Annotated in this window: 3 protein-coding genes; 1 reads left to right on the forward strand and 2 read right to left on the reverse strand. The window is 66.5% G+C overall.

What is annotated here, in order from left to right; genetic code table 11:
- Window positions 1-62: 62 nt before the first annotated feature.
- The gene (locus SB4_RS18155; RefSeq protein WP_058753685.1) at window positions 63-1,808 is read right to left on the reverse strand and encodes an acetolactate synthase 3 large subunit; all 1,746 of its coding nucleotides are present in this window, start codon (window positions 1,806-1,808) and stop codon (window positions 63-65) included.
- 86 nt (window positions 1,809-1,894) lie between these two features.
- Complete coding sequence (gene miaA, locus SB4_RS18160) at window positions 1,895-2,824, reverse strand: tRNA (adenosine(37)-N6)-dimethylallyltransferase MiaA (protein WP_153006335.1); 930 nt, start codon at window positions 2,822-2,824, stop codon at window positions 1,895-1,897.
- Between miaA and serB the strand changes: the two genes are divergently transcribed.
- Window positions 2,817-3,586, forward strand: a 770-nt coding sequence (gene serB / locus SB4_RS18165) for a phosphoserine phosphatase SerB (protein WP_420893903.1), incomplete at its 3' end; no start/stop codon positions are given. The two genes, miaA and serB, sit on opposite strands and share 8 nt — an antisense overlap.

Here is a 3,586-nt window from a genome sequence, read left to right on the forward strand (position 1 = left end):
GCGGGAGGGGCCGGGGGAGGGAAGGCGAGGGAGGACCAAGCCCCCCTTTGACCCCTTTGAGGTCAAACCAGCGCCTTGGCCTCGTCGTCCATGGTGCCCGATACCTCATTGGCCTGCAGGATCATGTCGGTATGCGCGGCGCCACTCGGGATCATCGGGAAGCAGTTGGCGAGCTTGGCGACGCGGCAGTCGACGATCACCGGCCCGTCATGGTCCAGCATCGCGGCGATGCCGTCCTCCAGCTGATCGCGATGCTCGATCAGGATACCCTTCCAGCCATAGGCCTCGCCCAGCTTTACGAAGTCGGGCAGCGAGTCCGAATAGCTTTCGGCATAGCGGCTCTCATAGGTCAGTTCCTGCCACTGGCGGACCATGCCCATATATTCGTTGTTCAGGATGAAGATCTTGACCGGCAGGCGATATTGCGTCGCCGTCGCCAGTTCCTGGATATTCATCTGGATCGAGGCTTCACCGGCGATGTCGATCACCAACGCACCCGGATTGCCGAGCTGCGCGCCGATCGCGGCGGGCAGGCCGTAGCCCATGGTGCCCAGACCACCGGACGTCAGCCACTTGTTGGGCTTTTCGAAGCCGAAATGCTGCGCGGCCCACATCTGGTGCTGACCGACCTCGGTCGTGATGATCGGCTGGCGCGCCTTGGTCGCGTCGTAGAGCGCGCGGATCGCGCGCTGCGGCATGATCGCGTCGCCATTCTCCGGGAAGGAGAGGCAACCGACCGCGCGCCACCCTGCGATGCGGCGCTGCCACTCGGTCGTGTCGGGCTTGGGATGCTGGCGCGACTTCCAGATGCGCACCGCATCCTCCAGCGCGTGGCCGACATCAGCGATGATCGCCAGGTCGACGCGGACATTCTTGTTCACGCTCGACCGGTCGATATCGACATGGACCTTCCGGCTGTTCGGGCTGAACGCGTCCAGGCGGCCGGTCACGCGGTCGTCGAAGCGGCTGCCCAGCGCGACCACCAGATCGGCCTGGTTCATCGCCATATTGGCTTCATAGGTGCCGTGCATGCCCAGCATGCCCAGCCATTGCGGGTCGCTGGCCGGGAACGCTCCCAGACCCATCAGGGTCGAGGTGACGGGCGCGCCGGTGATGCGGGCCAGTTCGCGCAGCAGCTGCGACGCGGCCGGACCCGAATTGATGATGCCGCCACCGGTATAGAGGATCGGGCGTTCGGCGGCCGCCAGCATGTCGACCAACTGCTCGATCTGGCTCTGGTCGGCCTTCACCTGCGGGCGATAGGTCTTGTGACGGATCGGGCCGGGCTTCTGATAGCGGGCGGTGGCGACCTGCACGTCCTTGGGAATGTCGATCACGACCGGACCGGGGCGGCCCGAGGTCGCGATGTGGAACGCCTCATGCACCACCTCGCCCAGGCGCGCGGGGTCCTTCACCAGGTAATTGTGCTTGGAGCAGTGGCGCGTGATGCCGACCGTATCGGCTTCCTGAAACGCGTCGGTGCCGATCAGCGCGGTCGGCACCTGGCCGGTGATGACCACCATCGGGATGGAATCGAGCAGCGCGTCGGTGATGCCGGTAACCGCATTGGTCGCGCCCGGCCCGGAGGTGACGAGCACCACGCCGGGCTTGCCGGTCGATCGGGCATAGCCCTCCGCCGCATGGGTCGCCGCCTGTTCGTGGCGGACGAGAATGTGGCGGATGCGCTTCGATCGGAACATGGCGTCATAGATCGGCAGCACCGCACCACCCGGATAGCCGAAGACGACCTCCACGCCGAGATCGCACAGCGCCTCGACCAGGATATCGGCTCCGCTTTTCTCGGTCATCGTCTTCGTCCTTCTGCATCCGTTGCCCGCTGACGGGGCGTGTCGGGAAAGGCGCGGCTACAAGTTTAAAAAGTGCGCGTCAACCGTCAATTGCGCAATAAAGTTTCTATTATGTTGCGTCGCACATCGGGCGCGGTGTCGGAAATCGTAGTCCAGCCGGGGCCGGGCTGGTGACGGAACCAGGTAAATTGCCTTTTGGCGTAACGCCTTGTCGCAAGCGCGCCCGCCGCCTCGGCCTCTGCGCGGGTCATGGTGCCGGCCAGTAGTGCCGCAGCCTCCGGCACGCCGATCGCGCGGCGGATGGGGGCGTCTGCGGGGAGGTCTCGCCGCGCGAGCAGCGTGGCGGCTTCGTCCAGCCCTTCGTCCAGCATCTCGCCGAAACGCCGATCGATCCGCGCGTTCAGCCAGTCGCGTTCGGGCAGCAGGATGACGGCGGACAGGGCGATGCGGTCGCCGATGCCGCCTTCCTTGCGCGCCTGCCATTCATGCAGCGCGCGGCCGGTCGACCGCACCACCTCCAGCGCGCGGGCGACGCGGGTGGTGTCGGCGGGATTCAGCCGGGCGGCGGCCACGGGGTCCTCGCGCGACAGCGCGGCATGCGCCTCGGCGACGGGCAGCGCGCGGACCTCGGCCCGGATGGCGGTGGCGATTTCGGGCACCGGCGCGATGCCGTCGAGCAGGGTGCGCATATAAAGGCCGGTGCCGCCGACCAGGATGGGCAGCGATCCCGTCGCCACGCTGTCCTCGATCGCCGCGCGCGCCTCCGCCGCCCAGCGCGCCGCCGAATAGCCGGTGTCCGCGCCGTCGACATGACCGAACAGCCGGTGCGGAGCCTGCGCCTCTTCCTCGCGGGAGGGGCGGGCGGTCAGGATCGACAGGTCGCGGTAGACCTGCGCCGAATCGGCATTGATGATCGTGCCGCCGGTCGCCTTCGCCAGATCGAGCGCCAATGCGGACTTGCCGCTGGCGGTCGGCCCTGCGATGAGCGCGACATTCGGGAGAGCCATTGTGTTCATTGCGACCTACATAGCCGATCAGACCTTCGACGCCGCGATGCTTTCTGACGTCGCCTACGAATTCGACGGCGAATCCACGGCGGGACGGCTGGTTTCGGGGGAATGGCTGGACGAAGGCCGCGCGTTCGATCTGACGTTCCAACCCGCTGACGGCTTTTCGGCGAGCGACTGCGCGGAACTGGCAAACGGCTTGAAGCAACGCGCCTGTGCGATCGCCAAGGGTGGATACGGACAGGACCTGACGCTCGATGTCATTGTCCAGCCTGCAGCCAATCGGGAAAAGCGCCTTCTTGTCGCCGACATGGATTCGACCATGATCACCGTCGAGTGCATCGACGAACTGGCCGATTATGCCGGGATCAAGGAACAGGTCGCCGAGGTCACCGAACGAGCCATGCGCGGCGAACTCGACTTTGCCGCCGCGCTCGACGCGCGGGTCGCGCTGCTCGAAGGGCTGGACGAGCGCGTCATCGAACAATGCCTGGCCGAGCGGGTCAAACTGATGGCCGGGGCTCGTGCGCTGATCCGCACGATGAAGGCGCGCGGCGGCCATGCCATTCTGGTGTCGGGCGGCTTCACCCGCTTCGCCGAGCCGGTCGCGGCCGAGATCGGCTTCGACCGCGCCATCGCCAATGTGCTGGAGATCGCGCAGGGCAAGCTGACCGGCACCGTGCGCAAGCCGATCGTGGGGTCGGACACCAAGGAAAAGACGCTGCTCGCGGCGCTGAGCGAGCTGAATATCGGCGCGGTCGAGAGCATGGC

This window comes from Sphingomonas sanguinis, assembly GCF_001476905.1.
GTDB classification, from domain to species: domain Bacteria; phylum Pseudomonadota; class Alphaproteobacteria; order Sphingomonadales; family Sphingomonadaceae; genus Sphingomonas; species Sphingomonas sanguinis_B.